General features: G+C 63.2%; 22 protein-coding genes. 8 read left to right on the top strand and 14 right to left on the bottom strand.

Features of this window, described 5'->3' with window-relative positions:
* Nucleotides 1-2: 2 nt before the first annotated feature.
* The 3 genes from TMPK1_RS02390 to TMPK1_RS02380 form a co-directional block, all read right to left on the bottom strand.
* Nucleotides 3-1484, bottom strand: a complete 1482-nt coding sequence (locus TMPK1_RS02390; protein ID WP_420241203.1) for an ABC transporter substrate-binding protein — start codon at nucleotides 1482-1484, stop codon at nucleotides 3-5.
* Nucleotides 1485-1588: 104 nt separating this feature from the next.
* A complete protein-coding gene (locus tag TMPK1_RS02385; protein WP_420241201.1) occupies nucleotides 1589-3178 on the bottom strand; it encodes an ABC transporter substrate-binding protein in 1590 nt (529 codons plus the stop codon).
* A gap of 31 nt (nucleotides 3179-3209) precedes the next feature.
* Nucleotides 3210-4343 carry a C45 family autoproteolytic acyltransferase/hydrolase gene (locus tag TMPK1_RS02380; protein ID WP_420241200.1) on the bottom strand — a complete coding sequence of 378 codons (1134 nt, stop codon included), beginning with the start codon at nucleotides 4341-4343 and terminating at the stop codon, nucleotides 3210-3212.
* A gap of 100 nt (nucleotides 4344-4443) precedes the next feature.
* On the opposite strand from TMPK1_RS02380, the gene TMPK1_RS02375 reads away from it, so the two are divergent.
* From TMPK1_RS02375 to TMPK1_RS02355, 5 genes are all read left to right on the top strand, one after another.
* Entirely contained in the window at nucleotides 4444-5346 is a 903-nt protein-coding gene (locus TMPK1_RS02375; RefSeq protein ID WP_420241199.1) for a GntR family transcriptional regulator, read from the top strand.
* Between the two features lie 100 nt (nucleotides 5347-5446).
* Nucleotides 5447-6847 carry an aminotransferase gene (locus TMPK1_RS02370; RefSeq protein ID WP_420241198.1) on the top strand — a complete coding sequence of 467 codons (1401 nt, stop codon included), beginning with the start codon at nucleotides 5447-5449 and terminating at the stop codon, nucleotides 6845-6847.
* 86 nt (nucleotides 6848-6933) lie between these two features.
* On the top strand, nucleotides 6934-8379 hold the full coding sequence (locus TMPK1_RS02365; RefSeq protein ID WP_420241197.1) for an NAD-dependent succinate-semialdehyde dehydrogenase: 1446 nt from the start codon (nucleotides 6934-6936) through the stop codon (nucleotides 8377-8379).
* 77 nt (nucleotides 8380-8456) lie between these two features.
* On the top strand, nucleotides 8457-8894 hold the full coding sequence (locus TMPK1_RS02360) for a CVNH domain-containing protein (protein ID WP_420241196.1): 438 nt from the start codon (nucleotides 8457-8459) through the stop codon (nucleotides 8892-8894).
* Nucleotides 8895-8940: 46 nt separating this feature from the next.
* Nucleotides 8941-9387 (top strand): BLUF domain-containing protein, encoded by a 447-nt coding sequence (locus tag TMPK1_RS02355; protein ID WP_420241195.1) that lies wholly within the window; start codon nucleotides 8941-8943, stop codon nucleotides 9385-9387.
* Here the strand turns inward: TMPK1_RS02355 and TMPK1_RS02350 are convergent.
* Nucleotides 9384-9608, bottom strand: a complete 225-nt coding sequence (locus tag TMPK1_RS02350) for a hypothetical protein (protein ID WP_420241194.1) — start codon at nucleotides 9606-9608, stop codon at nucleotides 9384-9386. The genes TMPK1_RS02355 and TMPK1_RS02350 overlap by 4 nt on opposite strands.
* Nucleotides 9593-11593 (bottom strand): M13 family metallopeptidase, encoded by a 2001-nt coding sequence (locus TMPK1_RS02345; protein ID WP_420241193.1) that lies wholly within the window; start codon nucleotides 11591-11593, stop codon nucleotides 9593-9595. The genes TMPK1_RS02350 and TMPK1_RS02345 overlap by 16 nt, the downstream gene beginning before the upstream one ends.
* A 106-nt stretch (nucleotides 11594-11699) precedes the next feature.
* Here TMPK1_RS02345 and TMPK1_RS02340 point away from each other — a divergent pair, with 106 nt between their 5' ends.
* Together TMPK1_RS02340 and cysQ are read left to right on the top strand one after the other, a co-directional pair.
* Nucleotides 11700-12128, top strand: a complete 429-nt coding sequence (locus tag TMPK1_RS02340) for a low affinity iron permease family protein (protein ID WP_420241191.1) — start codon at nucleotides 11700-11702, stop codon at nucleotides 12126-12128.
* 32 nt (nucleotides 12129-12160) lie between these two features.
* Nucleotides 12161-12922, top strand: a complete 762-nt coding sequence (cysQ, locus tag TMPK1_RS02335) for a 3'(2'),5'-bisphosphate nucleotidase CysQ (protein ID WP_420241190.1) — start codon at nucleotides 12161-12163, stop codon at nucleotides 12920-12922.
* 62 nt (nucleotides 12923-12984) lie between these two features.
* Here cysQ and prfB read toward each other — a convergent pair whose 3' ends face one another.
* From prfB to aceA, 3 genes are all read right to left on the bottom strand, one after another.
* Nucleotides 12985-14100, bottom strand: coding sequence for a peptide chain release factor 2 (prfB, locus tag TMPK1_RS02330; protein ID WP_420241189.1), 1116 nt, complete (start codon nucleotides 14098-14100; stop codon nucleotides 12985-12987).
* A gap of 82 nt (nucleotides 14101-14182) precedes the next feature.
* Nucleotides 14183-14746, bottom strand: coding sequence for a DJ-1/PfpI family protein (locus tag TMPK1_RS02325; RefSeq protein ID WP_420241188.1), 564 nt, complete (start codon nucleotides 14744-14746; stop codon nucleotides 14183-14185).
* A gap of 299 nt (nucleotides 14747-15045) precedes the next feature.
* Nucleotides 15046-16332 (bottom strand): isocitrate lyase, encoded by a 1287-nt coding sequence (gene aceA, locus TMPK1_RS02320; protein WP_420241187.1) that lies wholly within the window; start codon nucleotides 16330-16332, stop codon nucleotides 15046-15048.
* Nucleotides 16333-16886: 554 nt separating this feature from the next.
* On the opposite strand from aceA, the gene TMPK1_RS02315 reads away from it, so the two are divergent.
* On the top strand, nucleotides 16887-18134 hold the full coding sequence (locus TMPK1_RS02315; RefSeq protein WP_420241186.1) for an imelysin family protein: 1248 nt from the start codon (nucleotides 16887-16889) through the stop codon (nucleotides 18132-18134).
* Here the strand turns inward: TMPK1_RS02315 and TMPK1_RS02310 are convergent.
* The 6 genes from TMPK1_RS02310 to TMPK1_RS02285 form a co-directional block, all read right to left on the bottom strand.
* Nucleotides 18131-18628: a DUF7674 family protein gene (locus TMPK1_RS02310; protein WP_420241185.1), complete on the bottom strand. Its 498-nt coding sequence runs from the start codon at nucleotides 18626-18628 to the stop codon at nucleotides 18131-18133. The genes TMPK1_RS02315 and TMPK1_RS02310 overlap by 4 nt on opposite strands.
* Nucleotides 18625-19482 (bottom strand): carboxylating nicotinate-nucleotide diphosphorylase, encoded by an 858-nt coding sequence (gene nadC / locus TMPK1_RS02305; RefSeq protein ID WP_420241183.1) that lies wholly within the window; start codon nucleotides 19480-19482, stop codon nucleotides 18625-18627. Before nadC ends, TMPK1_RS02310 begins: the two co-directional genes overlap by 4 nt.
* The gene (locus tag TMPK1_RS02300) at nucleotides 19479-20990 is read right to left on the bottom strand and encodes an L-aspartate oxidase (RefSeq protein ID WP_420241182.1); all 1512 of its coding nucleotides are present in this window, start codon (nucleotides 20988-20990) and stop codon (nucleotides 19479-19481) included. Before TMPK1_RS02300 ends, nadC begins: the two co-directional genes overlap by 4 nt.
* 1 nt (nucleotide 20991) lies before the next feature.
* The gene (nadA, locus tag TMPK1_RS02295) at nucleotides 20992-22023 is read right to left on the bottom strand and encodes a quinolinate synthase NadA (RefSeq protein WP_420241181.1); all 1032 of its coding nucleotides are present in this window, start codon (nucleotides 22021-22023) and stop codon (nucleotides 20992-20994) included.
* Nucleotides 22024-22137: 114 nt separating this feature from the next.
* Nucleotides 22138-23442 (bottom strand): ABC transporter ATP-binding protein, encoded by a 1305-nt coding sequence (locus TMPK1_RS02290; protein WP_420241180.1) that lies wholly within the window; start codon nucleotides 23440-23442, stop codon nucleotides 22138-22140.
* A 13-nt stretch (nucleotides 23443-23455) separates the two neighbouring features.
* A complete protein-coding gene (locus TMPK1_RS02285; protein ID WP_420241179.1) occupies nucleotides 23456-25243 on the bottom strand; it encodes an ABC transporter permease in 1788 nt (595 codons plus the stop codon).
* Nucleotides 25244-25347 lie beyond the last annotated feature (104 nt).

Genomic DNA, 25347 nt, shown 5'->3' with positions numbered 1-25347 from the left:
CGTCAGTCCTTCGTCACGCCCCAGAGGATCGGCATATTCATGCCCCAAGGCCGATAGCCTTTGATCTTCTGCGACAGGCCGGTGACCGTGTTCCCGTTGTAGAGACCGATGATCGGTACGTCTTTCATCATCAGCCGGTGCAGATCGTCGAACAGCTTCTGCCGTTCGGCCTGCACCGTCGTCATGCCGACTTGCTGAGTCAGTTTTTCGGCTTCGTCATTTTCCCACTGCACCGTCTTGCGTGCAGCTTTCTTGCCGATAATGCCGTCATACGTGAGATACGGATCGGGCCGCGCCGAATAGGCGAACGCCGAGAGCTGGAATTTGCCGTTCTGGTAGTTCGACAATTGCGTCGCCCAGTCGAGCACCTGCAGCTGCGCGTTGATCCCCGCCGCATGCAGCATCGATTGGATCACCACCGCATTGTCGAACATGTTCGCATAACGACGGTTGGTCTGGATCTTGATCAGCTCGCCCTTGTAGCCGATCTCGGCCAGCAGCGCCTTGGTCTTGGCCGGATCGTAGGGCAGCCATTCATCGTGCAACGGCGTGTGATATTTGGTGTGCGCCGGAACCGCCGATCCGTTCGGCTTCGAACGGCCATGCGTCGCGGTCTGCGCGATTTGCGTGCGGTCAATCGCATAGGCGATCGCCTGGCGCATGCGCGGATCTTTGAGCAGCGGATCGTTGGTCTGGATCAGCATCGCGGTCCACCCGACCAGCTCATGTTCGGGCAGCTGCAATGTGCCGCGCAGGCGCAGACCTTCGATTGAAGCCGGCGGTACGGTCGGCAGAATGTCGATGTCCCCCGACACCAGCGCGTTGCGCGCCGCGTTGGGATCGGCGATCACCATGAACTTGACGCGGTCGACTTTGGCTTCGCGCTTGCCGGCATAGCCATCCTGCGCATCGCTGCGCGCAACGTATTTGTCGAACTTCTCCAGCATCACATATTCGCCGCGCTTCCACTCGCCCAGCTTGAACGGGCCGGTGCCGATCGGCGTCTTCCAGCTTCCGTCAGGATTGACTGAGTCCTTGTGCACGATCGCGGTCGGGCATTGGACGCTGGCCATCAAAGTCAGGAAGATCGCGCTCGGCTTGTCCAAGGTGAACACGATCGTCTTGGCGTCGGGCGTCGCGATCGAAGCAAGCTTGACGCCGCGTTCTTCGTCGCCGCTGCCGCCACCGGTAAACGAACCGCGGCAGATCCAATTGGTCTTGGGATCGAGCCAACGATCCCAACTCCATTTCACGTCGGCCGAGGTGACCGGCTGGCCGTTATGGAACAATAGCCCGTCGCGCAGCGTGAACGTGTAGACGCGCTGATCGGGCGAAACGTCGACTTTCGCGGCCAGCAACGGCGCGACGTCGAGATCCTCCTTGAACGCGACCAGCGATTCCACGATGTGATGCATGACCGTGTCGGTCTCGGCGTCGCGATTGACGCCGGGTTCGGTCGAACGAATGTCCGACCTGATCTGCACCACGATTTCTTTCTTCGCCGCCTCCTGCCCTGCTGCCGGCCCCCCGGGAAAAAGAGGGGACAACAGCGCAAGGAGAACGGTCGCGCCGGCGAGAGCGGATCGCATCAGGCCTTGTCCTTCCACACGCCCCAGAAGCGCGCTTCGTGCAGCACCCACGGCACATAGCCGTGCACGCTGCTGCGATAGGCGTCGTACAGCTCCCACTGATTCAGCCACACGACCGGCACGTCGTCGATCATCAGCTTATGAATCTGTTCGTACAGCTTGCTGCGCTTGGCCGGATCGGGTTCAGCGCGGGCCTGATCCAGGATCGCCATTGCCTTGTCGCTTTCCCACTGGACCGACGTACGCAGGCCTTTCTTGCCGGCGAAATGGTCGTAATTCGCTTCCGGATAGCGGCGGCCCGAATAGGCGAAAGACTGCATCTGGAACTTGCCCGCATTGTAATTGGCGAGCTGCTCGTCCCACTGGCGTTCGACCAGATCGACCTTGAACCCGACGGCTTCCAGCATGCGCTTGATCAGCAGCGCGTTGGGATACATCAGCGGATAGCGATCGCGGTTGGCTTCGAGCTTGATCGGCGAGCCGTCATACTTGGCCTCGGCCATCAGCTTCTTCGACAGAGCCGGGTCGAACTTGTAGCCCTCGTCATGCACTTTGGTGTGGAAGATCGACTGCAGCGGCAGCGCCGACGGGTTCGGCTTCACGCGCCCCTGCGTCGTCGCTTCCGCCAGTTCCTTGACGTTGATCGCATGCGCAACCGCCTGGCGCAGCTTCTTGTTCTTGAACAGCGGATCGGTGTTCTGCATCAGGATCGCATACGCGGTGCCGCTGGGGCCGTTCGAGACTTTGATCCCGTCGACGTCCTGCAGGCCGTTGTATTTTTCTTCCGTGACGCGCGGCGCGAAATCGATGTCGCCCTTGCTCAGTGCTTCCGGCACCAGGTCGCGATTGATCACAATGAATTTCAGCGTGTCGAGATAGGCGGTGCGCGCACCGGCAAAGCCGCTACCCTTCTCGTTCGGCGCCACGTAGCCGTCGAACCGTTTCAGCACGACCGGCTGGCCATGCTCGGCCGAGTCCAGCACGTAGGGACCGGTCGCAATTGGCTTGTCCCAGCTACCGTCGGCTTTGAACGACGACTTGCTGATGATGGCAGGCAAGCAATCCGGCTCGGACATCAGCTGCAGCAACACGCCGCTCGGCTTGTCGAGCGTGAATTCGACCGTCTTCGGATCTTTGACGTCAATCTTGACGATCTTCACGCCGATCGTGCGCTCGGCCATGTTGCCAGAGCCGTCAAAGCGCGACTTGCAGCCATAGCCGCTTTTGTCGCTGAGATAGATATTGTCCCACGCCCATTTGACGTCGTCGGCCGTGACCGGCTTTCCGTCATGGAACTTCAGGCCGTCGCGCAACACGAACGTGTAGCGCTTGCCGTCGGGCGACCAGGTGAAGGATTTGGCCGCGGCCGGACCGATCGACAGATCGTCGCGAAAGCCAACCAGACCTTCGGCGACGTGATGTTGAATCACGTGCCACGGACCGCCGTCGATGCCGGGCCGCGTTCCTTCCATCGCTTCGGCGATTGCGACTTTCAGTTCGCCACCTTTGACCGGCGTCTCGGCCGCAATGGCCGGGTTTGCGGCGAACGACGCTGAAACGGCGGCGGCGAGTACGAGTGTTTTGTTCATCTTCCCAGTCCCTGTTCGTTCGTGCGGCCGTTTAGTCCAGCCGGTATTCGGTGAATTCGTGCACGCCGTAGGGTCGCGGAGCGATCCACATGCGCTTGTCGGTCGTGTCCATGATGATCGTCGCAACGGTCGACGAAATACGTCCGCCCATCCCCTGCGTCGGAAAGCGCAACACCGAACGCGGCCAACCATAGCGATCCTGGAACGCTTCGATCATCACGTCTTTGGTGATCTTGCCCGCATGTTTGGCGAGATGCCGGCGCACGCGAATGTCGCGATAGATCGTGTCGGGCGACATCGGCAGATGCTGATCGACCACTTTGGCGCGCGCTGCGTCGCTGATGAAATGGTTGGCGTGCACCAGCAAGCCGTCCTCGCCCATCATGATCCAGAAACACTCTTCCGGCGTTCCCTCGAGGTCGACCGCCTCGCCGCCAGCGTGACTGATCATCAGATTGTTCGAGAAGGCGCGCGGCGCGTGCGTCACCGCCTGAATGCCAAGCGCCAGACCGTCGGCCATCAGCACCTGGCGGCGGATCAGCGGAATCGGCACGCCGTCGCGCGTGCCATCTTGTTCGCAGGCGAGAAAATTTCCGGTAATCGCAACGCCGTGCTCATTCAAGCCAGCGCGCGCCAGCATGCCCGCTTCGACGAAGCACAAAATGCGCGGACCGTTTTCGGGCGCGATGCGCAGCACGACACCGACATCGGCGCATTCATCGCGCCAATCCCAATTCTGCCCGTGCAGCGTATGACCGTTGGCCGTCTTCGACGCATGCACGATGGCGCCGGTGCAGCCGTCGGGTTCGTTGTCCTGTTTCTTCTTCTTGGGCGGCCCTTTGCTGGCGCCATAGAGAAGTTCGGTGCGCGCGTTCAGCGCGACGATGTCTTCGAACGGAAGTTCGGCGCCCGCGGCAATGCCGCGGATTTCGCCGATCGCCTGCGGGTCATAGGCTTCGATCCGCGCTGCAAAGCCGCGCGCAAGTTCGCGCGCACGATCCCAACTGACCCCCTGCGCTGCGAAGGCGGCGAGATAGATTTCGGCACAACGACGGATCCGGTCGCCGGCAGCGCGGCCATATTGGCGGCCACGCTCTTCCGGGCTGCCCGACATCTCGATCAACGGAAAGGCCGGCGTTTTCGCCTCGCCATAAGGCTGATTCATAGAGAGAGACCACTCCACCGGCGGATAACGGGTCGTTCTGTACTTTACGTGCTCAAAATGCATCGTCAAGCGAATTGAATTTTGGTGCTAGAAAGTACCGATGCCTCGCGACCCAGAGCCTACCAAGCTTCAATCCGAACTCGCCGGCCGGATCCTTCGTCTGGCCAAGGAACGGGCCATGCCGGCCGGTTCGCACCTCACCGAACTGGAGCTGGCTGCCGATTTCAAAGTTTCGCGCACGCCGGTGCGCGCGGCGCTGAAACTTCTCGCCGAACGAGGCCACGTCGAAGCGCGGCCCAATCGCGGTTATTTCCTGCGCCGCCCGGTTGAAGACATCGAAGACGACGATTCGCACGCGGCGCGCGATCAGCAAGCTGACGAGCTGTATCTGCAGATTGCGCGCGATCGCACTGCCGGCTCCCTGCCCGAGTATGTGTCCGAAGCCGACATGCTGCGTCGCTACGGCGTCGGCCGTCCGGCGCTGGTTCATGTTCTAAGTCAGATGGCGCAGCTCGGCGTGGTCGAGCGAAATCCCGGTCACGGCTGGAGTTTTCTGCCGTCGATCGATTCGCCCGAAGCGCATGAAGAAGCCTACCGGTTCCGCATGGTGTTGGAGCCGGCTGCGATTCTCGAACCGAAATTCGCGCTCGATCAAAGCTGGATCAAACGCATGCGCGACCGGCACCAGCAGGTGCTGGATCGGCCCTGGCTCGATCGCTCGGCGATCGAGTTCTTCGAAATGAATGCTGAGTTCCACGAACGGATCGTGGCGGCGTCGGGCAACCGTTTCTTTCTGTTGGCTGTGCAGCAGCAGAACAAGCTGCGCCGCTTCCACAATTACAACTGGACCTACGGCAAAGAGCGCGTGGTCGGTTCAGTGCAGGAGCATCTCGAAATTCTCGAGAAGCTGGCCGACACCGACCGCGAATGGGCGGCCCATCTGATGCGCCGCCATCTGGAAAAGGCGGCCGGGCTCAAACCGCGATTCAATGGACCCGAATAAACCGGGCTGAGCAGAAGCAAAGCCGGGCGCAAAACCATCCTCTTGCGCTCTAGTTTGTATTTTGCGACTATAAAGTTCAATAAGCCTTTGGGAGGGCGCCGTGACCCAGCCGGCCGTGGATGGTGCGAAAGATTGGAGCGCGATCGATCGCGCCGTGTACGTGCATTCGAGCACGAATTTGCAGCAGCACCTGGTCGACGGGCCGATGGTTCTGACGCGCGGCGAAGGCGTGCGTGTCTTCGACGGCGACGGCAAAGCCTATATCGAAGCGATGTCGGGCCTATGGTGTGCGGGGCTGGGTTTCAGCGAGAAGCGTCTCGCCGATGCTGCGTACAAGCAGATGACGACCCTGCCCTACTACCACAACTTTCAGGGCAAGACGGCCGACGTCACGATCGAACTCGCCGAACGTTTGGTTGCGCTGGCGCCCAAGCCGCTGACCAAGATCATGTTCGCCAGTTCAGGATCGGAGGCGAACGACACCGCGATCAAGCTCGTCTGGTACTACAACAATGCGCGCGGCAAGCCCGCGAAAAAGAAAATCATCTCGCGCGAACAGGCCTATCACGGCGTCACCATTGCCGCCGGCAGCCTGACGCGGCTGAAAGCGATCTATGACGGGTTCGATCTGCCAATCGACCGCATCCGTCACGTTGGTTGCCCGCATCATTACAAACTGGCGCAGGACGGCGAGAGCGAAGAACAGTTCGCGACGCGTCTTGCCGACGAGCTCGACGCCAAGATCCGCGAAGAAGGTCCCGATACGGTCGCGGCCTTCATCGCCGAACCGATCATGGGCGCCGGCGGCGTCATCGTTCCGCCCGCGACCTATTTCGAAAAGATCCAGCGCGTTCTGAAAACCCATGACGTGCTGTTGATTTGCGACGAAGTCATCACCGGCTTCGGCCGCATCGGCACGATGTTCGGCGCCGAGAAATTCGGCATCGCGCCCGACATCATGACCTTGGGCAAACAGATGACGAGCGCCTATGCGCCGATGTCGGCGATCTTGATGCGCGAGTCGATATTTGAATCGATCGCCGCGGAATCGGGCAAGCGCGGCACGTTCGGCCATGGCTACACCTATTCCGGACATCCAGTGTCTGCTGCCGTCGCACTCGAGACGCTGCGCATCTACGAAGAGCGCGACATTCTCGGCCACGTGAACCGCATCACCCCGACCTTCCAGTCGTTGCTGGAGTCCTATTCCAACCATCCGCTGGTGGGCGAAGTGCGCGGCGAAGGATTGCTGGCGGCGGTGCAACTTGTGCAGTCGAAATCGCCGAAGAAATTCTTCGATACGACCGCCGGTCTCGCAAAGTATCTCGTCGCGCGCGGGCACGAGCACGGCGTCATTCTGCGCGTGCTGCAGAACGACGCGGTTGCGTTCGCGCCGCCGCTGATTTCGACCGAAGACGATTTGAAGCAGATCGCCGATCTGTTTGGACGCGCGCTGGACGATACGCTGAAAGTCGCCCGTGAACGCGGGCTCGTGAACTGAACTCACGCCGGCCTGAACAGGGCTAGCGCCGCCAAGCATTGCCGAGCTGTGCGGCGGCCCTTATCTGGGACCGACACCGCAAGGACATGACCTCAATGCTTCGCGACGATCCCCTCTATATCGATGGCGCCTGGCGCCGTGGTTCGGCCGGTACGCACACGGCGATCATCGACCCCGCCACCGGCACCGAGCTGGGCAAGCTGAGCCATGCCGGCGCCAAAGATCTCGATGACGCGGCTGCGGCGGCGCTGCGCGGCTTTCAGGTCTGGTCGCGCACCTCTGCGTACGATCGCTCGCGCGTCCTGCGCGCCGCGGCGCAGAAGCTGCGCGAACGCGCCGACGACATCGCCGCGTCGATGACGCGCGAACAGGGAAAGCCGCTGCGCGAAGCCAAGATGGAAGTCGTCGCCTCGGCCGACATCGTCGACTGGTGTGCCGAAGAAGGCCGCCGCGTCTATGTGCGCGGCATCCCCGGTCGCCGTCCCGACATTCGCCAGGTCGCTGCACCCGAACCGGTCGGTCCGGTTGCTGCGTTCACGCCGTGGAATTTCCCGGTTTCGCAGCCGATCCGCAAAGTCGCCGCTGCCTTGGCCGCCGGTTGTTCGATGGTGCTGAAACCGTCGGAAGAAACCCCGTCCGCCGGCATCGCGATCGTCGAAGCGTTTCACGATGCGGGCTTACCGCCCGGCGTGCTGAATCTGTTGTTCGGCGATCCCGCCTTCGTGTCGTCGTCGCTGATTCCCGATCCGCGCATTCGCAAAGTGTCGTTCACGGGCTCGATCCCGGTCGGCAAACAGCTGGCTGCTTTGGCGGCGCAGTACATGAAGCCCTGCACGATGGAGCTGGGCGGACACGCGCCGGTCTTGGTGTTCGACAATGTCGGCGTCGAAGCGACCGCAAAGGCAATCGCAGCGGGCAAGTTCCGCAATGCCGGTCAGGTCTGTATCTCACCGACGCGTCTGTTCGTGCAGCGCGGACAGTACAAGGATTTCGTCGATGCGTTCAGCGCGCGTGCATCGTCGATGCGCCTTGGCCCCGGTCATGACGACAAGACCGAGATGGGACCGCTCGCCAATGCGCGCCGCCTGTCGTCGATCGAAAGCTTCACCGAAGACGCGCGCAAAGCCGGTGCGCGCATCGCCGCCGGCGGTGCACGCCACGGCAATGCGGGTAACTTCTGGTCGCCCACCGTCGTCGCCGACGTGCCCGAACATGCGCGACTGCTGACCGAAGAACCGTTCGGCCCGATCGTTGCGATCCTTCCCTTCGACAGCGAAGAAGAAGTGATCGCGCGCGCCAACGCGCTGCCGTTCGGCTTGGCTGCCTACATGTTCGACGGCGACGCGCATCGCGCCGATCGCGTCGCTGCAGCGCTGGAAGTCGGCATGGTGTCGATCAACCAAGGGCCGCTGGCGCTTCCCGAGACGCCGTTCGGCGGCGTCAAGGAAAGCGGCTATGGGCGCGAAGGCGGCGCCGAAGCCCTGCTGCCGTACCTGGTCACCAAATTCATCTCCCACGCGCCGCCGGTCTGACGGCTGCGAAAAATCCCGCGTCGAGCGGGAGCTTTCGGCTGGGTCGGGTGTTCTCCATGCAAAACACGGAGAACCAAATGCACCGCGTCGCCCTGCTGCTCGCCCTCGCCCTGCTCTCTTTCGCCGGTTCTGCGTCCGCGCAGTCGGTCCCGGGCGGCACGTGGCGGGAGACCTGCCGCGATCCCTATATGCGCGGCGATACGCTGACCGCGCTGTGCATGACGCGCGATGGCCAGTGGCGCGAAAGCCGGATCGACGCCGGCGACTGCCGCGGCGGCGGCATCGAGAACGACAATGGCCGGCTGAACTGCGCCAGCGGCGGTGGCTGGGGCGGCCGGCGCGCGGGTGGTTCCTATCTGGCGACCTGCCGCGACGTCCGCCAGGACGGCCCGATGATTCGTGCCCGGTGCCAGGATCAGGATGGCGAATGGCGCACCAGCCGCATCGATGCGCGCGACTGCCGCAACGATATCGCCAATATCGACGGGCGTTTGGCCTGCTTCGACCGGCGCTGACCAGCAAACTTGATCCGCCGCACGACTGGAGCGAGTGTGCGGCCGCATGCTGCTGTCTCGCCTTCTATATGTCAGCGCCGCCGCGCGCGCCTACGATGAGGACGACTTGATCGCGCTGCTGCGACAATCGCGGCAGCGCAATCTTGAGGACAACATCACCGGGCTGCTGCTCTACGGCAACGAACGGTTCGTCCAGACGATCGAGGGTCCGCCCGGCGCAGTCGATGCGTTGCGTGCGCGTTTGCGGCGCGACACGCGCCACCATTCCTATCGCGAGCTGTTTCTGCAGGAAGCGAAGACGCGCGCCTACAAAGACTGGTCGATGGCGTTTCGCCACGTGATGCCGGAAGAGATGCTGGGCTTCACGCCGCTGGGCGAATTGCTCCAGGCCGCCGATCGCGGTGCCGCGACCGACCTGCCAAATGCTGCTGCGATTTTCGACGGCTTCGTCCGCGATCGCGATGCGCGCCACGGCGCGGTGGATTCGCTCTAGCCGGGTCCGATCGGCTCGCTCGGTTTCTTCTCGGCGGGACGCGTTTCTTTCGGGTGATACCAGTCCGGCTTCCGATCATCGGGATCGAGTTGCCGCCGTAACGCCGGTCGCGTCGCTTGCACCTTTTGTCGTGCGGTTTCGATCGTCAGCACCGCAATCGTCGCCGCGATGCCGAGAAACACCCAGTTGCGCCAATGCATCGAGGTCACCAGACCCGGCACTGGGTCGTGCGCACCATCTTGTCGCCCGCTTTGCACGAAAACGCCTGCGCGAATTCACCGAGATTGGCGACGACGCCGTTGACGCGCCATTCGGCGGTCGAGTGCGGATTGGTCAGCGCCATCCGCTTGGCAAATTCCGGCGTCAGGTTGGTGCACCAGCTTTGCGCATAGGCGACGAAGAAACGCTGCGTCGGCGTGAAACCATCCATCTCCGCCGACTTGGTTGCCGCCGCGCGTTTCAAATACGCCAACAGCGCCAGCCGCGTGCCGCCAAGATCGGCGACATTCTCGCCCAAGGTCAGCTTACCGTTGAGCTTGGTGCCCTGCACCGCTTCGTAGCCGTCATATTGTTTGGCAACGCACGCAGCTTTGTCGTCGAACCGTTTGCTGTCGTCCGCGGTCCACCAATCTTTGAGATTGCCCTTGGCGTCAAAGCGACGGCCTTCGTCGTCGAAGCCGTGCGTCATTTCATGGCCAACCGTTGCGGCGGTGGCGCCGTAATTGACCGAGTCATCAAACGACACGTCGAAATAGGGCGGCTGCAGAATGCCGGCGGGGAAATTGATGTCGTTCTTCTGCGGGTCGTAATAGGCGTTGACGGTCGGCGGCGTCATTTCCCACTCGCTGCGATCGACCGGCTGGCCGATCCGGTTCAGCTGTCGCTGCAGTTCAAACGCAGCGCCGCGCTGGAGATCGCCCATCCAATCGTCGCGACGAATATCGAGCTTGCTGTAGTCGCGCCATTTGTCGGGATAGCCGAGCTTGTTGGCGATCGCGGCCAGCTTCTCGCGCGCTTTGCCTTTGGTCGCGGGCCCCATCCAGTCGATCTGGTCGATATCTTCGGCGAAGACCTGGTCGAGCGCTTTGACCAGTTCCTGCATCTTCACTTTGGCGGCAGGCGGGAACGCGTCGGCGACAAAGGCGCGGCCGAGATCTTCGCCCAGCACCCCATCGGTCGCGATCACGCAGCGTTTCCAGCGCGGCTTCAACTCTTTCGCGCCGCTGAGACGCGTGCCGAAAAAGTCGAAGGTTTCTTGCACGAAACGCTGTGGCAACCCGTCGGCCAGCTGGTGCATCGCCTGCCACGCAAGATAGGTGCGCAGGCGCGGCAGGTCCTTGTCGTTCAACAGCGCGTCGATCGCTTGCGGATAGGTCGCGTTGACGACGTTGAGCTGATCGATCTCGGGCGCACCGACGGCACGCGTGTAGGTCGTCCAACCGAATTTCGGCGCCTTGGCTTCGAGCACGCTGGTCTTTTGCTTGTGATAGAGCTTGCGCGGATCGCGCCGTTCGACGACGCCCATCGACGCTTTGGCGAGTTGGGTTTCGATCGCCAGCACCGTGGCAGCGTTCTTCTGCGCCGTCGCTGCGTCATTGCCCGCCAACACGAACATGCGCGCGACATGGGCTTCGTAATCGCGCTTCAGATCGGCGCGATCGGCCTTCAAATAGTAATCGCGTTCGGGCAGGCCCAACCCGCCTTGATCGACCGCTGCAATCTGCTGCGTCGCGTCGCCGAAATCCAATTGCGAGCCAAAGCCGAACAAGGCGCCGACGCCCATGCGATGCAGCTTGGCCAGAATGTCGGCAGCGTCGCGCGTCGTCTTCAAGCCCGCGATCAAATCGAGCGCGGCCTGCAGCGGTGCGGTGCCTTTCGCTTCGATCGCAGCCTCGTCCATGCAGGCCGACCAGAAGTCTCCGATCTTTTTCGTATCCGGCGTTGGCTGCGTCGCCGCGCGTTCGAGAATCGCGCGCAGCTTGCCGCGAATTTCCTCGGCCATCTTGGTGTCGACGCCCCAGACGGCCTGGTCGCCGGGCACCGGGTTGGCTTTCAGCCAGCCGCCGCAGGAGAAGCGATAGAAGTCGTCGCAGGCGCGGACATTGCGGTCCATGCCGTCGAGATCCAGTCCCGATTGTGACGCCGCCTGCGCGGAGGCTGACAACATTGCCAATGCCGCAACGCCGACCCAAGCGAACTTCCGCATCGAACCGCTCCATCTGTCAGGAACTTCAGCCCTACAGAAGTTCGCAGACCGGTTCCAGACTTGCTGTTTGACGAAACTCTCGGCGCGCGCCGGGGTTTGTAGTTGCATGAAAAAGCTGTTCCACCAGTTCGCGGCCTGGACTGCACGCGCGTCCGGCAGGCCAAGCGCATTTCTGCTGGCGGTCTTGATCGTCGTCGTCTGGGGCGCGACCGGTCCGATCTTTCACTATTCGGACACGTGGCAACTGGTGATCAACACTGGCACGACCATCATCACCTTCTTGATGGTGTTCCTGATCCAGAACACCCAGGACCGCGATACATGTGCGATCCATCTCAAGTTGGACGAGTTGATCTCGGTCAACCGGCGCGCGCGCAACAGCCTGCTCAATCTCGAGGACCTGACCAGTGAAGAGCTGGAAGAGCTGCGCGACAAGTTTCGCAGCATGGCCGCCAAAGGCGACCCGGTGAGCAGCGTCGACGCGGCCTTGGTCGAGCAGGAACAGGAAGAACGCGACGAAGAGCGTCGCGGCTAGACGGCAGCCGCAGATCCTGCGACGAGGACGGCATGGATCTCGACCTTGCCGCCCTCCTCCCCGAAGTTCGCGCGCTGGCGCGTGCAGCGGGTCGCGCCATTCTCGCACATTACGATTCGCCGCCGGCGCCGACACACAAGCAGGACGGCAGCCCGGTGACGCAGGCCGATTTCGATGCCGACAACATCGTCAGCCCCGGCCTGTTCAAACTGACACCCAACATTCCGGTTGTGTCGGAAGAAAGCCGCCACGGCGATGCGACGGGCGCGCGTGGATTCTGGTTGGTCGACCCTCTCGACGGCACGCGCGACTTCCTCGCCCGGACCGGCGACTTCACGGTGAATATCGGACTGATCTGGGACGGGCAGCCGGTACTTGGCGTGATGTATGTGCCGGTTGGCAATCTTTGCTACGCCGCGACGACGCCCGGCGGCGCTGTGGTTGCGCGCGGCGACGGTCGCGATTCACCGATGCGCACGCGCGCACGCCCCGCAGCGGGATTGACCGTCGTGCAAAGCCGCTTCCGCGGACGCACGCAGGGCGTCGACGAGTTTCTCGCCGCGCACAAGGTGCACGAAGTCGTGCAACGCGGCAGTGCGGTCAAATTATGCGACGTCGCTGCCGGCATCGCCGACGTCTATCCGTGTTTCGGACCGAGCTACGAATGGGACACGGCCGCGGGTCACGCGATCGTGAACGCCGCCGGTGGTCGGGTTGAACTGCCCGACGGCGGCGCATTCACGTACGGCAAAAAAGATTTCCTCAACGGGCCGTTCGTGGCCTGGGGGAAATAGGCGCGAAGCGCCTCTGACTTCTTGCAGAAGAAGTGAGAGCCTCGCTGCGCGAGGCTAGATTCTTAGCCCGCCAGCTCGGTTTCCTTCACGCGCGCAGCCAAAGCGGCGGCGAGAAAATCGTCGAGATCACCGTCGAGCACGCCCTGCGCATTGCCCTTTTCGACGCCGGTGCGCAGGTCTTTGACCATCTGGTACGGCTGCAACACGTAGCTGCGGATCTGGTGACCCCAGCCGATGTCGCTCTTCTCGCCCTGGAACGAGGCGAGTTTTTCTTCGCGCTTTTTCAGCTCCAACTCGAACAGCTTGCCGCGCAGAACCTGCATGACTTTGGCGCGGTTCTGATGCTGCGAACGTTCCTGCTGCGACGCGACCACGATGCCGGTCGGAATATGCGTGATGCGCACCGCAGAGTCGGTCTTGTTGACGTGCTGACCGCCGGAACCCGACGCGCGGTACGTGTCAACGCGCAGATCCTTGTCGTCGATTTCGACTTCGATCGCGTCGTCGATCACCGGCGACACTTGCACCGCAGCGAAGCTGGTCTGGCGACGCGCCTGGCTGTCGAACGGCGAGATGCGCACCAGGCGATGCACGCCGCCTTCAGTCTTCAGCCAGCCATAGGCGTTGTGACCGCTGATCTGAATCGTCACCGATTTGAGACCGGCTTCTTCGCCCGGGCTCTCTTCGATCAGGAAGACTTTGTAGCCGTGCTGCTCGGCCCAGCGCGTGTACATGCGCAGCAGCATCTCGGTCCAATCCTGCGCCTCGGTACCGCCGGCGCCGGAATTGACTTCGAGGAAGCAGTCGTTGGCGTCGGCTTCGCCGGACAGAAGGCTTTCAAGTTCCTTCTTCGCTGCGTCGGCTTTGATCCGCGCCAGCGCAGCTTCGGCTTCGGCGACCAGAGCCGCGTCGCCTTCTGCTTCGGCCAGCTCGACCATGTCGAGATTGTCGGCGAGTTCGCGTTCGATCTGGCGCACGCCGTTGATCGCCTGCTCGAGCTTGGTGCGCTCGCGCATGATGGTCTGCGCCTTGGCGGCGTCATTCCACAGGTTCGGGTCTTCCGAGAGCGCGTTCAGCTCGTCCAGCCGGCGCACCGCGACTTCCCAGTCGAGATGCCGGCGCAGCAAAGCGAGCGAGCGATTTACGTCCTCAGAAAGGGTCACCAGTTCAGCGCGCATGCGACCGTCCTACGTCCGTCCAAGACAAAACAAAAGGGCGGCCCTTTCGGGACCGCCCTTCCAAATATCGCGAGTTCCGGCGTCAGGCCGCGTCGCGCAGCTCCGGAGCATTGGCGAACAGCTCGATCGTGCCGGCAATGAAGCCAGCCGTGTCGGCCGCTTCGGTCGCGGTCAGCAACTGATTGTCGATCGTCTGGGCTTCGCCCGAGGCCTTGGCCCCGGCTTCGGCCAGCTTGGCCACCAGCTCGCCTTCGACGGCGACGGTACGGCCCTGGGCGCGATCGCTCAGCGCCAGAAGTTCAACCGCAGCGCCCTTCAGCGCCACCGGCTTATCGGCGTCGAGGAAGCCGCGAACGATGCGCTTCGAGTGGGCCGTGCCCGCCAGTTTCAGAATGCCGCGCGTGCCGTCCGGCACGACCAGCATGTCGAAGTCTGCCGACAAGGCTTCGGCGATCGACTTGTCGACCGGGAAGTAGTGGCCCCAGCCCGTGCCGTGCCAGCCGTTGGCCAACCCGTTTTCCGGGCTGATGGTCTTCACCGTCGCGCCGGCAGCCAACAAGGCGCGCTGGGCGTCGGTCATCACGATCTCGTCGAATCCATTCGCGATCAGGATCGCGACTTTCTTTCCGGCGAGTGGTTTCTCCATGTGCAAGTAAGGTCCTCTCGTATGCAGCCCGGTAACGGCAGGGCGCGCTCCGCCAAGCGAGGCGGCGAGAGATCTCGCTTAGTCGCGTGCTTGGATGACTATTGGAAGTCGGCGACGGATGTCGTCGCGCGGGCGTTGATATGGCCCCGACTCGAGGCGTGTCAACGATTTGCGGCCCATTTGGGCTGCGGCAGAGCGCATCGCAGCATTGCGCGCCGCCCCTATATCTAGCGTTTCGCAGGGTTCTCCCGGATTTCGCTCGGCGAGCAGAAACCCGGGAGCCCGCTGCGTGGTCTAGCTCAGTGGAACTGGGCGGCTTCGGTCGATTCCTTCAGCGCCGTGGTCGAGGATTTTCCACCTGACACGGCCTCGGCGACCGCATCGAAATAGCCGGTGCCGACTTCGCGCTGATGCTTCACGGCGGTAAAGCCGTCCTTCTCAGCCGCGAACTCTTTCTGCTGCAGCTCGGAATACGCAGCCATGCCGCGCTCCTTGTAACCACGAGCAAGATCGAACGTCGCGTAGTTGAGGCTGTGGAAGCCGGCCAGCGTAACGAATTGGAATTTATAGCCCATCGCGCCCAGCTCACGCTGGAACTTGGCGATCGTGGCTTCGTCCAACTTCGCACGCCAGTTGAAGGACGGGCTGCAGTTATAGGACAGCATTTTGCCGGGGAATTTCTTGTGGATCGCTTCGGCGAACTTGCGCGCGTCGTCGAGATCCGGGTGCGACGTCTCCCACCACAGCAAGTCGGCGTACTCGGCATAGGTCAGGCCGCGCGCGATGCAGTAGTCGAGACCGACACCCTTCTTGATCCGGTAGAAGCCTTCGCTGGTCCGGTCGCTGCGATCGATGAACGGATGATCGCGCTCGTCGACGTCCGAGGTCAGAAGCTGCGCCGACTCTGCGTCGGTGCGTGCGAACAACAAGGTCGAAGTGCCTGAAACATCTGCCGCAAGTCGGGCTGCGTTCAGAGTCCGCACGAACTGCGATTGCGGCACCAGAACCTTGCCGCCGAGATGGCCGCACTTCTTTTCCGACGCCAGCTGATCTTCGAAATGCACGCCCGCAGCGCCCGCTTCGATCATCGCCTTCATCAGCTCAAACGCGTTGAGCGCGCCACCGAAGCCGGCTTCCGCGTCGGCGATGATGGGCGCGAACCAGTGGGTCTTATCGCCCTTGCCTTCCATGTGATGGATCTGGTCGGCGCGCTGCAGCGCCTGGTTGATGCGCTTGACCACCAGCGGCACCGAGTTGGCCGGGTAGAGCGACTGGTCGGGATACATCTGGCCGGCGACGTTCGCGTCGGCCGCCACCTGCCAACCCGACAGATAGATCGCTTCCAGCCCCGCTTTGACCATCTGCATCGCCTGGTTGCCGGTCATGGCGCCAAGCGAATGGACGTAGGGGCGAGTCTTCAGCAGCTCCCACAAACGGCGGGCGCCGAGTTCAGCAAGCGTGTGCTCGATGCGAACCGACCCCGACAAGCGCGCAACGTCGGCGTCGGTGTAGTCGCGTTTGATGCCGGCAAAACGGTCGGTCTCGAGGGCCGGGAAGCGGCGGGATGTATCGTCCAAGGGGCTCATGTCGGGCTCCGAATGGTGCAAGTGCGAAAGAAAGATCATTACAATCCGGGCCGATTTACGGCAATGGATGAATAATGCCGAAACCCGGTTGGAGTTCCTGGGGCCCAAAAAATCGGCCGAATTTGTGCATCCAAAAGATCAGGTCGCGATTCTAAGTCGCTGAAACCAAACCAGACGTTGGCGAAGCCTCGCGGCGCAATTCCCGAACGTCCGGCGGGCTCGCCTGTTCGCGGCCACGCACTGAACAACCGGTGTCATCAACGCGCTGCAGCGAGGCGGGTTCGACCTGTCCGGCGCAGAAAGCGCGACTCGACCCGGCGTGACCGTTCGGCGACGTCCGACGCACGACGCACACGGAACGCATCTGGGGCGTTTGCGCGATGCGAGCGTGATGCTAGAGCCGGTTGCCGATTGGCAACCGGCTCTAGCTCGGCTTTTGTTGGCGCGTTTTTCTGCGGACTGGTTCCCAATCCGCAGAAAAACGCGCTAGGCATCGGCGCCCAACCGGCCGTTCAGCGCCGGGGATTCTCCAAAGAAGGTTCTGGATCGTCCGTATGCACCGCCGTCGTTCGTTCGCGATCCAAGTCGGGCTTGTCGCCCTCGCCATCTCTGCCTTTGCCGTTCCTGCTGTTGCCCAGCAGGCCGCGACCAAGACTGCCAAGACAACCAAAGCGACCAAGGCCGCGCCGGCTGCTGCCAAGCCAGTCAGCTTCGACGCCAAACCGCAACTCGCCGCCTATGCGCAGCTTGCGGCTGAGAGCTACGCCCAGGCAGCGACGGAATCGGAACGGCTGAAGCGTGCAGTCGACGAGTTCCTCAAGACGCCCAGCGACGCGGCGCTGAACGAAGCGCGCGCGATCTGGGTCAATGCGCGCCCGTCCTGGCTGCGCACCCTCGCCTTCCGCTTTGCCCAGGGCCCGGTCGATGTCGTCGACGCCAAGGCCGGCTCGCCGGCTCGCCGCATCGACGCCTGGCCGATCGACGATTCCAGCATCGATTATGTCGAAGCCAATCCGACCGCCGGCCTGATCAACGACACCAAAGTCGCGCTGACCCGCGACGAGCTGATCAAGCGCTCGCTCGCCGAAGGCCGCAGCGGTGCGGTGCTGGGCTGGCACGCGGTCGAGTTTCTGCTGTGGGGCCAGGACATGGCGCCCTATGCGCCGGGCCAGCGCGCCTACACCGACTTCCTTGCCGGCCAGGTCAACAACGATCGCCGTCGCGCCTATTTGAAGCTCGCAACCGATCAGCTGGTCGACGACCTGAAAGCGGTCGCAGCTGCGTGGGACGCCAAAGCCAAGCAGAGCTACACAGCGCGCTTCCTGCTGCTGAGCCAGCGCGAAGCGTTGAGCAACACGCTGACCGGTCTGGCGCGCACCGCCTACGCCGAGATCGCGGGCCGTGCGATTGCGACGCCGCTCGATAGCGGCGACCAGCGCGATGAGTCCTCGGACGCGTCGGACACGAGCGACCGCGACATCAGCTTCGCGCTGCGCGGCATCCGCGCCGTGTGGACGGGTGAAGCACCGACGGGCACGCAGCGTGCCGGTTTTGACCAGCTCGTCGCGCGCGTCGATCCGGCTTTGGCCGCGCGCGTGACCGCGACCTTGCACCGGGCCGAGAACGCAGTCGCCGCAATCGAAGTCCCGTTCGACCGCACCATCACCGCGCCTGTCGATTCCGCGATGCGCCAGAAAGCCGAAGCCGCCATCACCGCGTTGCGCGCGCTGGGTACGACGCTGCGTGAGGCCGGCACACGCCTGGGCGCAACCGTGCAGGTCGAGGCGACGACGGCGCCTTAATCGTCGGGAAAGTCGTCGGTGCCGCGGATCGCGCGCTGCGGCCAGTTCCTTGGATCGTAGCGGCTAAATTTGCGACCTTCGCGTGCGGCTCGCGTCAGCCGTTCGACTTCGACCATTTGGTCCGGCGGCGCCTTGCTCAGCCGCCATTCGAGTAAACTATACACGTCGCAAATGACTTGTGGATCGATGCGCGCAAACAGCATCGGCCAAGCGGCACGATCACACGTAACGATGTCTTCAAAAAATGAAACGCCGGCCGCGTTGCGGAGCGCCCTTGCCTTCTGGTTCGCACACCAATTGGCATACGCCATGATTTGGTCGATCTGCGCGACGTCATTCTTCTTGATCGCGATGTCCAACATCCATTTCAGCTCCATAAAAGCGCTGTAGATGTTGAACGAAGGATTCTGGCGAAGTTGAAACCCAATCTCGTCAGGCCAGACGTCTAGGAGTTTGCGCAGCCAAGTCCCGTCACCGTGATCGCCTTCATTCATTCGCGCCAATCCAGCGCGAGATCCAGCACTGGAGCGCTGTGCGTGATGCGGCCGATCGAGATCACGTCGACGCCCGCCTCGGCAATCGCGCGTACTGTGTCGAGCGACACGCCGCCGGACGCTTCGGTGATTGCGCGGCCAGCCGTGCGCTTGACCGCTTCAGCCAAGGTCGGCGGATCCATATTATCGAGCAGCACGGAATCGACGCCTGCCGCTAGCGCTTCGTCGAGCTGATCCAGGCGATCAACTTCGCACGCAACTTTGGCCATGTGGCCCGCATAGGCGCGCGCACGTGCGATCGCTTTGGTGATCGAACCACTTGCGGCGAGATGGTTGTCTTTGAGCAGCACCGCGTCGAACAGGCCGTAGCGATGCGGTTCGCCGCCGCCGATCCGGACCGCCCATTTCTGCGCGCTGCGCAGGCCCGGCAAGGTTTTGCGCGTCGCCGCAATATGCGCCTTGGTGCCCGCAACCGCGTCGACATAGCGGCGCGTCAGGGTCGCGACGCCAGATAGATGGGTCAGAAAGTTCAGCGCGTTGCGTTCGGCCGCCAGCAGCGCGCGGGCATTGCCCTGCACCTCGGCCACCACGTCGCCGCGCTTGATCGCGGTGCCGTCGACGATGCGCACGTCAAACTGCGCGCCTGGATCGAGCTGCCGGACCGCTTCGCGCGCGAATTCGATACCGGCCAGAATACCGTCGCCGCGCGCGACGAAAGCGGCGCGCGCCAGCGCGTTGGCGTCGATCGCGGCGTCGCTTGTGAGATCGCCGGCCATGCCAAGATCCTCTTCCAGTGCGATGCGCACCAAACGTTCGATCTCGATCTGCGGCAGTTTGGGACGGTCGGTGCTCATGCGGCTTCTCGTTCGCGCGCGCACGCAGTCGCCAGCGTCCAGCGAATGCGCGTGCGGGATTCTTCTTTTGAGACAGGAAAGTCGCTACGGAAATGGCCGCCGCGGCTTTCTTCGCGTGCCAGCGCCGCGGTCGCCAGCAGATAACTCACGGTTGCGCGACGGCCGAGTTCGCCCGGCGCGTCCATCTGCGCAGCGAATGCTTTGCGCGCCGCAGTCAGGCCGGTCGCGTCGCGCACGACACCGACCAGGCTGAACATCAAGGTGCGCAACGCCTCAATCCTCGCCGCGTCGCGCAGCGGATCGATCAGGCGCGGTGCATCGGGCAGCGACAGCGGTGCCGGGCCCGACGACGCGCACATATCCGCTGCAGCGATGCCGCCCGCGACCAAGGCTTCGAGCAGCGAGTTCGACGCAAGACGATTGGCGCCGTGCATGCCGGTCGACGCGACTTCGCCCGCAGCCCACAGACCGCTGAGCGAGGTGCGGCCGCGCGCGTCGGCGGCGATGCCGCCCATGTGATAATGCGCCGCCGGTGCAACCGGGATCGGTGTCACGCGCGGATCGATCCCGTGCGCAGCGCACAGCTTGAACACGGTGGGAAACCGCTCCGGAAAACGATCGCCGATCGCGCGTGCGTCGAGAAAGGCGCGCTGCTGCGCGAAGATTGCACGCGCAACCACGTCGCGCGGCGCCAGCTCGGCAGCCGGATCGATCGCGGGCATGAAGCGATGCCCGTCGGCATCGATCAACGTCGCCCCCTCGCCGCGCAGCGCTTCGGTCGCAAGCGGACGCGGATTGGCGTCGACGTCGATCGCAGTCGGATGGAACTGCACGAATTCGAGATCGACCAGCTCGGCCCCTGCCCGCGCCGCCAGCGCAAGGCCGTCGCCACGCGCATCCAGCGGATTGGTGGTGCGGTCGTACAACTGTCCGATGCCGCCGGTCGCAAGCAGCACGCCGCCCGCCGCAATCGCGATGCTGCGTCCACTCTGTTCGACCAGCACGCCGACGACGCGGCCATTCTCGACCAACAATGCGCGTGCGGCTGCTTGCAGCAATTCGATATGCGGTGCCTGGCGAACCGCATCGGCCAGGGCACGCGTCACGGCGAGACCGGTCGAGTCACCGGCGACATGCGCGATGCGGCGGCGACCGTGCGCGGCTTCGCGGCCCAGCGACAGCGATCCATCCGCGTCTTTGTCGAACACGACGCCGCGTGCGACCAAAGCTGCGATTGCAGCCGGCGCACGCGCCAGCACTGCTTGTGCTGCGTCGTCATCGACCAGCCCCGCGCCTGCAGCGCGCGTGTCGGCGAGATGTTCGGCGACGGAATCGTCGGTGCCGATCGCAGCCGCGATGCCGCCCTGCGCCCAGGCGCTCGATGCACCTTCGGTCAGTGGCGACGAGGCCAGCAACAAGACGCGCCGCGGTGCTGCTTCCAGCGCCGCCGTCAGTCCGGCGATGCCGGCGCCGACCACGACCAGGTCGGCGCGTAGATCGGGGTTCACGTCAGTTTCTTGGTTTGACGGCGAGCATGCGCTCGACCGAGGCGCGTGCGCGGTCGGCGATATCCGCGTCGATCGTCACTTCGATACGATCGTTTTCCAGCGCGTCGAGAATGTTGGCGAGCGTAATGCGCTTCATGTGCGGACACAGATTGCACGGACGCACGAACTCGGTCGCCGGATGGTTGGCGGCGACGTTGTCGCTCATCGAACATTCGGTGACGAGAAGCACCTTGGCCGGCTTCTCGCGGCCGACATAGTTCGACATGCCCGCAGTCGAGCCGGTGAAGTCGGCTTCGGCGATGACCTCGGGCGGGCATTCGGGATGCGCCAGCACCGTCACGCCGGGATTGGCGGCGCGGAAGCTGCGGATCTCGGCTGCAGTGAAGCGCTCGTGCACTTCGCAGTGCCCTTTCCAGGCGATGATCTCGACCTTGGTCTGGGTCTGCGCCCACTGCGCCAGATATTCGTCCGGCAAACAGATGACGCGCGGCACGCCAAGGCTTTCGATCACTTCGACGACATTGCCGGACGTGCAGCAGATATCGACTTCGGCTTTCACCGCAGCCGAGGTATTGACGTAAGCGATCACCGGCACGCCCGGATATTTCTGGCGCAGCAAGCGCACGTCGTTGGGCGTGATCGACTCGGCCAGCGAACAACCGGCGCGGCTGTCGGGGATCAACACGCGTTTGGACGGATTCAGCAGCTTCGCGGTTTCGGCCATGAAGTGCACGCCCGCCATCACGATGACGTCGCCCGTCGTGTCGACCGCTTTCGCAGCCAGCGCCAACGAGTCACCGACAACGTCGGCAACGCAGTGGAAGATTTCCGGCGTCTGATAATTGTGCGCCAGAATGACCGCGTTCTTTTCGCGCTTGAGCTGGTTGATCCGGTGGATCAGCGGCGCGTGCGCCGGCCATTCGATCGCGGGGATGACGCGTTTGACGCGCTCGTAGAGCGGCTGGGTCGCAAGCGCGATCTCAGGCGTGAAAGCGAGGTCAGACTGACCAACGGCGCGCAGAGGCTGTGCCATGGGAAACTCGCGTGCGCCGGGGCCACCCCCGGACTTGTGCTCAAATTGAGCATTAGCTGCCGGAAGTCAACCCGCCGATCTGTAACAAGTCAAAATCGCAGGATTCCTGCGGGGCTACGCGTCCTCGGTCTCGTAGCGGAACGTCTCGGTGTCGTAGTCGTAGGCAAACAGCTCGGCGTAGCGGCCCCAGTTGATCAGCCGGTCCAAGGTGCGCTCGGCCTCTTCTTCCGACAGATGGTCTTCGAGTTCGCGCAGGAAACGCGCCGCCGGCGCTTTGTGGTTGGGGCGTTCGCGCAGCACCTTGTCGATATGTGCCGCCAGCGGAACGTTGAGCAGCAGCGCTTCTTTGAACATGCGCTTGCGATCGTCGATCTCGGCGTCGCTGAAGGTCTTGCCCACCGCGGTCAATTCGATGTCGCCGCCGCCGACACGTGCGAAACCCAGCAACTGCATCGCGTCGATCAGCGGGAAGAGATCGTCGGCCGACAGGTTTTGATAGTCGGCCAGTTCGGGCAAGTCGGCGCGGCCGCGGAACTTCTCTTCCATCAGCGTGTCGATCAGCGCTGCAACTTGCTGCGTCGGTGCTTCAGGCAGGCGTGAACCGAATTCCAACTGATCGCCGCGCATGCCGCGCTTGCCGCCGCCGCCGATCGTCGTGGTCAGCAAGGTGTAGACTTGGTCGACCGCTTGGCGAAATCCGGCTGAGTTCCAGTCGCGCGGACGCGGCAGCGGAATATGAATCTGCGCGCGAATGCGACCAGGATCCGAGGTAAACACGACGATGCGATCGGCCATCTCGACCGCTTCTTCGATATTGTGGCTAACCAGCAAGATCGACCGCGTCGGGATCTTTTGGTCGAGCCACAAATCGACCATGTCGCCGCGCAGCGTTTCCGCCGTCAGCACGTCGAGCGCGCTGAACGGTTCGTCGAGCAACAAAACGTCGGGATTGGTGACCAGCGCGCGCGCAAAGCCGACGCGCTGGCGCATGCCGCCCGAAAGCTCTTTCGGATAGGCGCTTTCATAGCCGTCGAGTCCGATCAGATCGATCGCGGCCAGCGCGCGTTTGCGCCGTTCAGCCTTGCCGACATTCTGCGCTTCGAGACCGAGTTCAACATTGCCCAGCACGGTCAGCCACGGAAACAGCGCGAAGCTTTGAAACACCATGCCGGCGCCGCGCACCGGGCCGGTGACCTTGCTGCCCATATAGGTGACTTCGCCGCCGCTCGGCTTCGACAGGCCCGCAACCAGACGCAGGAAGGTCGACTTGCCCGCACCCGACTTGCCCAACACGGCGACGATCTCGCCCGCACGCAAGGTGAAGTCGATATCTTCCAGCACCTGCCGCTCGGATCCATCGGCGGTGACATAGCTTTTCGCCAGGCCCTGCGTTTGGATCAGCACATCTTCGTTCGGCATCGCGTTGCTTCCTCTAGTCCAGGCGCGAGCGTTCGGCAGCGTATTCGTAGAGGCGCCGCCAGACAGTCCGGTTGAACACGATCACATAGACACACAGCACGGCGGTGCCCAACCACAGGCGCGGAAAATCGCCGGCGTGGCTGGCTTTGCCGATATAGGCGCCGATGCCGGTCGCCGACAATTCAATGTCGCCCCAGGTCACGATCTCGCTGACGATCGCTGCATTCCACGCGCCGCCCGCCGCGGTGACTGCACCGGTGACATAGGCCGGCAGAATTCCGGGAATGATGAATTTCCGCCACCACAGCCAACGCGGCAGATGCAGATTGTCGGCGACCAGTTGCAAATCGCGCGGCAGTGCCGACGCGCCACCGATCACGTTGAACGCGATGTACCATTGCGTGCCGAGGACCATCAGCGGCGACAGCCAGATCTCGTCATTCAGATGGAAATAGACGATGCCCGCGACCGCGATCGGATAAAACAGATTGGCCGGAAACGCCGCGAGGAATTGAAAGATCGGTTGCGCGCGCCGCGCCCAGGCTGGCCGCAGGCCGATATAGACACCGATCGGCACCCACACGACGCTGGCGATCGCGACCAGCACGAACACGCGCAGCGCAGTCAGCGCGCCGTAGAAAAAGACCTGCACGATCTCGTCGCCGGGCACGGATTCGCGCACGAACTCGCCGATCTTGAGCGCAATGGCGAGCGCGCCCAGCAACAGCAACGCGTCCCAGCCGCGATCGACCCAAATCGATCGACGATCGTGGCTCGTATTGGCTTCGGGCGGGAATTGCGGTTGCGCGCGCAACGGCACCAACGCGCGCACTGTGCGCAGGCTGCGGCTCGATCCGCGATAGATCCACGATGCAACTGCGCGTACGGCTTCGGCCAGGCGCGCTTTCTGCAGCATGGTGAGAAACCACGGGCGCTCGAGAATGTCGGGCGTCGCACCTTCGGGTTTGAACTTCTCGGCCCAGGCCAGCAGCGGGCGGAACAGCAGCTGGTCGTAAGCGAGAATGACCACGAACATGACGCCGATCGCCCAGGCGATGGCGCCGAGATCTTTTTGCTGGATCGCAACCGAGATGTAGCTGCCGATGCCGGGCAGCAGGATCGTCTGGTCCGACACGGTGATCGCTTCCGACGCGACGACGAAGAACCAGCCGCCCGACATCGACGCCATCATGTTCCAGATCAGCCCTGGCATCGCGAACGGAACGTCGAGACGCCAGAAACTTTTCCACGCACCGAGATGCAAGGTGCGCGCAGCTTCGCGCAGCTCTTTCGGCACGGTGATGAAGGATTGGTAGAGCGAGAAGGCGATGTTCCAAGCCTGGCTGGTGAACACCGCAAAAATCGACGCGCATTCGACGCCCAGCAGCGATCCCGGAAACAGCGCGATGAAGCCGGTGACGGTGATGGTCAGGAATGACAGGACCGGCACCGATTGCAGCACGTCGAGCATCGGCACGATCAGCTTCTCGGCGCGACGCGACCGCGCCGCTGCAATCGCAACGATAAAGCTGAACGAGATCGACAACGCCAACGCGGCGAACATGCGCAGCACCGAGCGCAGCGCGTAATACGGCAGGACATGCGGATCGAGCGTGACGTCGAGCGGATCGCCGATGTCGTACGGCGTCGACATGCCCGCGCCGCCGATCGTGAGCAGGATCAGCGCACCCAGCACGAGCGCGAACGCCGGCACGTCCCACAAATTGAGACGCAGCCGTTCGGGCCAGCCCAGCGTAATGGTGGGCGCACGCCAGGCGTTGCGCGGATCCGGCAACGCCATTCAGCTCACGATGTCGGTTGGTTTCCGCACGTTCGGGGCCCTCGTGCGTTGCGGGGAAAGATAGAGGCGCGGCCTTGTGGCAGCCGAGGCCGGCCGATGCAACC

The sequence above is a fragment of the Roseiterribacter gracilis genome (assembly GCA_018332375.1).
GTDB classification, from domain to species: Bacteria; Pseudomonadota; Alphaproteobacteria; order BOG-932; family Roseiterribacteraceae; genus Roseiterribacter; species Roseiterribacter gracilis.
This window is presented reverse-complemented; position numbering and strand designations above follow the sequence as displayed.

What these genes read in the sequence shown, in the direction of transcription:
- nadC (WP_420241183.1), bottom strand. Translation starts at nt 19,482, where the DNA reads ATGAGCACCGACCGTCCCAAACTGCCGCAGATCGAGATCGAACGTTTG.
- nadA (WP_420241181.1), bottom strand. Translation starts at nt 22,023, where the DNA reads ATGGCACAGCCTCTGCGCGCCGTTGGTCAGTCTGACCTCGCTTTCACG.
- TMPK1_RS02380 (WP_420241200.1), bottom strand. Translation starts at nt 4,343, where the DNA reads ATGAATCAGCCTTATGGCGAGGCGAAAACGCCGGCCTTTCCGTTGATC.
- TMPK1_RS02345 (WP_420241193.1), bottom strand. Translation starts at nt 11,593, where the DNA reads ATGCGGAAGTTCGCTTGGGTCGGCGTTGCGGCATTGGCAATGTTGTCA.
- aceA (WP_420241187.1), bottom strand. Translation starts at nt 16,332, where the DNA reads ATGAGCCCCTTGGACGATACATCCCGCCGCTTCCCGGCCCTCGAGACC.
- TMPK1_RS02385 (WP_420241201.1), bottom strand. Translation starts at nt 3,178, where the DNA reads ATGAACAAAACACTCGTACTCGCCGCCGCCGTTTCAGCGTCGTTCGCC.
- TMPK1_RS02325 (WP_420241188.1), bottom strand. Translation starts at nt 14,746, where the DNA reads ATGGAGAAACCACTCGCCGGAAAGAAAGTCGCGATCCTGATCGCGAAT.
- TMPK1_RS02365 (WP_420241197.1), top strand. Translation starts at nt 6,934, where the DNA reads ATGACCTCAATGCTTCGCGACGATCCCCTCTATATCGATGGCGCCTGG.
- prfB (WP_420241189.1), bottom strand. Translation starts at nt 14,100, where the DNA reads ATGCGCGCTGAACTGGTGACCCTTTCTGAGGACGTAAATCGCTCGCTC.
- TMPK1_RS02310 (WP_420241185.1), bottom strand. Translation starts at nt 18,628, where the DNA reads ATGAATGAAGGCGATCACGGTGACGGGACTTGGCTGCGCAAACTCCTA.
- TMPK1_RS02315 (WP_420241186.1), top strand. Translation starts at nt 16,887, where the DNA reads ATGCACCGCCGTCGTTCGTTCGCGATCCAAGTCGGGCTTGTCGCCCTC.
- TMPK1_RS02375 (WP_420241199.1), top strand. Translation starts at nt 4,444, where the DNA reads ATGCCTCGCGACCCAGAGCCTACCAAGCTTCAATCCGAACTCGCCGGC.
- TMPK1_RS02285 (WP_420241179.1), bottom strand. Translation starts at nt 25,243, where the DNA reads ATGGCGTTGCCGGATCCGCGCAACGCCTGGCGTGCGCCCACCATTACG.
- TMPK1_RS02340 (WP_420241191.1), top strand. Translation starts at nt 11,700, where the DNA reads ATGAAAAAGCTGTTCCACCAGTTCGCGGCCTGGACTGCACGCGCGTCC.
- cysQ (WP_420241190.1), top strand. Translation starts at nt 12,161, where the DNA reads ATGGATCTCGACCTTGCCGCCCTCCTCCCCGAAGTTCGCGCGCTGGCG.
- TMPK1_RS02355 (WP_420241195.1), top strand. Translation starts at nt 8,941, where the DNA reads ATGCTGCTGTCTCGCCTTCTATATGTCAGCGCCGCCGCGCGCGCCTAC.
- TMPK1_RS02290 (WP_420241180.1), bottom strand. Translation starts at nt 23,442, where the DNA reads ATGCCGAACGAAGATGTGCTGATCCAAACGCAGGGCCTGGCGAAAAGC.
- TMPK1_RS02360 (WP_420241196.1), top strand. Translation starts at nt 8,457, where the DNA reads ATGCACCGCGTCGCCCTGCTGCTCGCCCTCGCCCTGCTCTCTTTCGCC.